Below are 5,066 nucleotides of genomic sequence, written 5' to 3' on the forward strand. Positions count from 1 at the left end.
GCGGATAGGGACCGAACTGTCTCACGACGTTCTAAACCCAGCTCGCGTACCGCTTTAATGGGCGAACAGCCCAACCCTTGGGACCTACTCCAGCCCCAGGATGCGACGAGCCGACATCGAGGTGCCAAACCATCCCGTCGATATGGACTCTTGGGGAAGATCAGCCTGTTATCCCCGGGGTACCTTTTATCCGTTGAGCGACACCGCTTCCACACGCCGGTGCCGGGTCACTAGTCCCAGCTTTCGCTCCTGCTCGACCCGTCGGTCTCACAGTCAAGCCCCCTTGTGCACTTGCACTCGCCACCTGATTGCCAACCAGGCTGAGGGAACCTTTGGGCGCCTCCGTTACCCTTTAGGAGGCAACCGCCCCAGTTAAACTACCCACCTGACACTGTTCCTGATCCGGATCACGGACCCAGGTTAGACATCCCATCCGACCAGAGTGGTATTTCAACGGCGACTCCACGAACACTGGCGTGCCCGCTTCCGCGTCTCCCACCTATCCTACACAAGCCGAACCGAACACCAATATCAAGCTGCAGTGAAGGTCCCGGGGTCTTTCCGTCCTGCCGCGCGTAACGAGCATCTTTACTCGTAGTGCAATTTCGCCGAGCCTGTGGTCGAGACAGCTGAGAAGTCGTTACGCCATTCGTGCAGGTCGGAACTTACCCGACAAGGAATTTCGCTACCTTAGGATGGTTATAGTTACCACCGCCGTTTACTGGCGCTTCAGTTCTGAGCGTCACCACACCAACGTGCGGCTGACCCGTCCCCTTAACGTTCCAGCACCGGGCAGGCGTCAGTCCGTATACCTCGTCTTACGACTTCGCACGGACCTGTGTTTTTAGTAAACAGTCGCTTCCCACTGGTCTCTGCGACCGGCTCCCGCCGCCACACGCAAACGGTGCTTCACGGGCTCCGGTCCCCCTTCTCCCGAAGTTACGGGGGCATTTTGCCGAGTTCCTTGACCACAGTTCGCTCGATCGCCTCGGTATTCTCTACCTGACCACCTGAGTTGGTTTGGGGTACGGGCCGCTCAGAACTCGCTAGAGGCTTTTCTCGGCAGCATAGGATCATCGGATTCGCCGCACACGGCTATGCATCAGGCCTCACCCCCGACATCCAAGTCAGCGCCACGGATTTCCCTGCGGCGCGGGCCACACCCTTGCACCGGCACCACCACTCACCGGCACCGACTACCTTCCTGCGTCACCCCATCGCTTACCTACTACCAGTCCGGATCCCACGCCACCCATCCGGCCACCACACGCATGCAGTGCCCGAACACGGCGCGGTTAGCATCGCTGGATTCGGCAGGGACGCTCCTTCGCGGGTACGGGAATATCAACCCGTTGTCCATCGACTACGCCTGTCGGCCTCGCCTTAGGTCCCGACTCACCCTGGGCGGATTAGCCTGGCCCAGGAACCCTTGGTCTTCCGGCGGAGGAGGTTCTCACTCCCCTGTCGCTACTCATGCCTGCATTCTCACTCGCGTGGCGTCCACGGCTGGCTTACACCGCCGCTTCTCCCGCCACACGACGCTCCCCTACCCACTCCACCCCCTGGCCGCCCCCGCACAGGGCAACGACAGGGTGCTGGTGAAGTGCCACGGCTTCGGCGGTGTGCTTGAGCCCCGCTACATTGTCGGCGCGGAACCACTTGACCAGTGAGCTATTACGCACTCTTTCAAGGATGGCTGCTTCTAAGCCAACCTCCTGGTTGTCACGGCGATCCCACATCCTTTTCCACTTAGCACACGCTGAGGGGCCTTAGCCGATGATCTGGGCTGTTTCCCTCTCGACTACGAACCTTATCGCCCGCAGTCTCACTGCCACGCTCTCACTTACCGGCATTCGGAGTTTGGTTGACGTCAGTAACCTTGTCGGGCCCATCAGCCATCCAGTGCTCTACCTCCGGCAAGAAACACGCGACGCTGCACCTAAATGCATTTCGGGGAGAACCAGCTATCACCGAGTTTGATTGGCCTTTCACCCCTACCCACAGCTCATCCCCCAGGTTTTCAACCCTGGTGGGTTCGGTCCTCCACACGGTCTTACCCGCGCTTCAACCTGGCCATGGGTAGATCACTCGGCTTCGGGTCTAGAGCACGCGACTCAACCCACCACCCACGCACACACCCACTGGATGCACCCGCAGACGGCAGAAACGCCCTGTTCGGACTCGCTTTCGCTACGGCTTCCCCACCCGGGTTAACCTCGCCACGCACCACTAACTCGCAGGCTCATTCTTCAAAAGGCACGCAATCACCGCCGCACCCCCCAAGGGAGCGCGATTCGCGGCTCTCACGGCTTGTAGGCACACGGTTTCAGGTACTCTTTCACTCCCCTCCCGGGGTACTTTTCACCTTTCCCTCACGGTACTCGTCCGCTATCGGTCACCAGGGAGTATTCAGGCTTAGCGGGTGGTCCCGCCAGATTCACACCGAATTCCACGGGCTCGGTGCTACTCGGGAACACGCATCGAAAGGACCTGCGTTTTCGTGTACGGGGCTCTCACCCTCTCCGGCGACCCCTTCCAGAGGCCTTCCACTAACAACAGGTCTTGCTCACTTCCGCGCATCCCGGCAGAGATGCGACAACGCGCCCCACGACCCCGCTCCCACAACCCCTGCCGGGTATCACATGGAAACGGTTTAGCCATCCTCCGCTTTCGCTCGCCACTACTCACGGAATCACGGTTGTTTTCTTCTCCTGCGGGTACTGAGATGTTTCACTTCCCCGCGTTCCCTCCACACGCCCTATGCGTTCAGGCGCGGGTCACACCACATGACTGGTGCGGGGTTCCCCCATTCGGACATCCTCGGATCAACGCTCGGTTGGCAACTCCCCGAGGCTTATCGCAGCCTCCTACGTCCTTCATCGGCTCCTGGTGCCCAGGCATCCACCGTGTGCCCTTACCAACTTGACCACACAACCCACAACCCTACAAACCACAAACAAGACAAACCCTCGACGAGACCAACCCTCGACGACAAGACGAACCTTGCCACGAGAGTCACGCCCGCTCCGAGAGTCAAAGATGCTCGCGTCCACTGTGCAGTTCTCAACGACCCACCAGCCACCCGTTCCCACCGCCCCGCCAAACCCCACCCCCGCAGCACACCAGGTGCCAGACACCCAGGTGCTAGACACCCAGGTGCTAGACACCCAGCTGCCGCGGCGATGAGCGGTACGAGACCCGAACAGGCCCTGACCAAGGTCACCCCCCACCCCTCCCGGACAGCACACCGGCAACACACCGGCACCCGGAACCAGGACAGGTCCGCTCCCTCAGGACCCAACAGCGTGCCTACCACCACCCCCCCGCCCACCGACCCCGTTCCCCACCCCGCACGCGACCGCGCGAAGCCGTACTAGGAGCCGGCAGACGAACCGGCGGCCGAACTGGTCAGCGTTCCACCCTCGAGCACCGCCCCGAACACCGGCGACCACCCCGACCGGGGCGGCCATCACGGCCCGGGCACAGCCTGGCACCCACCGACCCCCCACGGGGCCCGGCGAGCGAGGCGCTCCTTAGAAAGGAGGTGATCCAGCCGCACCTTCCGGTACGGCTACCTTGTTACGACTTCGTCCCAATCGCCGATCCCGCCTTCGACGGCTCCCTCCCCGAGGGGTTGGGCCACCGGCTTCGGGCGTTACCGACTTTCGTGACGTGACGGGCGGTGTGTACAAGGCCCGGGAACGTATTCACCGCAGCATTGCTGATCTGCGATTACTAGCGACTCCAGCTTCATGGGGTCGAGTTGCAGACCCCAATCCGAACTGAGACCGGCTTTTTGGGATTCGCTCCACCTCACGGTATCGCAGCCCTTTGTACCGGCCATTGTAGCATGTTTGCAGCCCTAGACATAAGGGGCATGATGATTTGACGTCATCCCCACCTTCCTCCGAGTTGACCCCGGCAGTCTCCCATGAGTCCCCACCACCACGTGCTGGCAACATGGAACAAGGGTTGCGCTCGTTGCGGGACTTAACCCAACATCTCACGACACGAGCTGACGACAACCATGCACCACCTGTGCGCGGCCCTTACGGACCCGACATCTCTGCCGGATTTCCACGCATGTCAAGCCTAGGTAAGGTTCTTCGCGTTGCATCGAATTAAGCAACATGCTCCGCCGCTTGTGCGGGCCCCCGTCAATTCCTTTGAGTTTTAGCCTTGCGGCCGTACTCCCCAGGCGGGGCGCTTAATGCGTTAGCTGCGGCACGGAAACCGTGGAATGGCTCCCACACCTAGCGCCCAACGTTTACGGCGTGGACTACCAGGGTATCTAATCCTGTTCGCTCCCCACGCTTTCGCTCCTCAGCGTCAGTAGATGCCCAGAGACCCGCCTTCGCCACCGGTGTTCCTCCTGATATCTGCGCATTTCACCGCTACACCAGGAATTCCAGTCTCCCCTGCACCACTCCCAGCCTGCCCGTATCGACTGCCCGCCCGGAGTTGAGCTCCGGAATTTCACAGCCGACGCGACAAGCCGCCTACGAGCTCTTTACGCCCAATAATTCCGGACAACGCTTGCACCCTACGTATTACCGCGGCTGCTGGCACGTAGTTGGCCGGTGCTTCTTCTGCTCCTACCGTCACTACCGCTTCGTCGGAGCTGAAAGAGGTTTACAACCCGAAGGCCGTCATCCCCCACGCGGCGTCGCTGCGTCAGGCTTTCGCCCATTGCGCAATATTCCCCACTGCTGCCTCCCGTAGGAGTCTGGGCCGTGTCTCAGTCCCAGTGTGGCCGTCCACCCTCTCAGGCCGGCTACCCGTCGTCGCCTTGGTAGGCCACTACCCCACCAACAAGCTGATAGGCCGCGGGCCCATCCCCAGCCGGAAACCCTTTCCACCACCAGCCATGCGGCCAGCAGAGACCATCCGGTATTAGCCCCCATTTCTGAAGGTTATCCCCGAGCCGAGGGCAGGTTACCCACGTGTTACTCACCCGTTCGCCACTCAAGCCCACCACCGAAGCGGTGAACCCCGTTCGACTTGCATGTGTTAAGCACGCCGCCAGCGTTCGTCCTGAGCCAGGATCAAACTCTCCAAAGATGCTG

The 5,066-nt window shown here is 61.1% G+C and carries 2 rRNA genes; both read right to left on the reverse strand.

Annotated features, from left to right (window positions below):
• A 23S ribosomal RNA gene (locus DQ238_RS22435) occupies positions 1 to 2,928 on the reverse strand; the annotation flags it as partial.
• 609 nt (positions 2,929 to 3,537) lie between these two features.
• Positions 3,538 to 5,061 (reverse strand): 16S ribosomal RNA (locus DQ238_RS22440).
• Positions 5,062 to 5,066 lie beyond the last annotated feature (5 nt).

The sequence above is a fragment of the Geodermatophilus sp. TF02-6 genome (assembly GCF_003319115.1).
GTDB lineage: Bacteria > Actinomycetota > Actinomycetes > Mycobacteriales > Geodermatophilaceae > Geodermatophilus.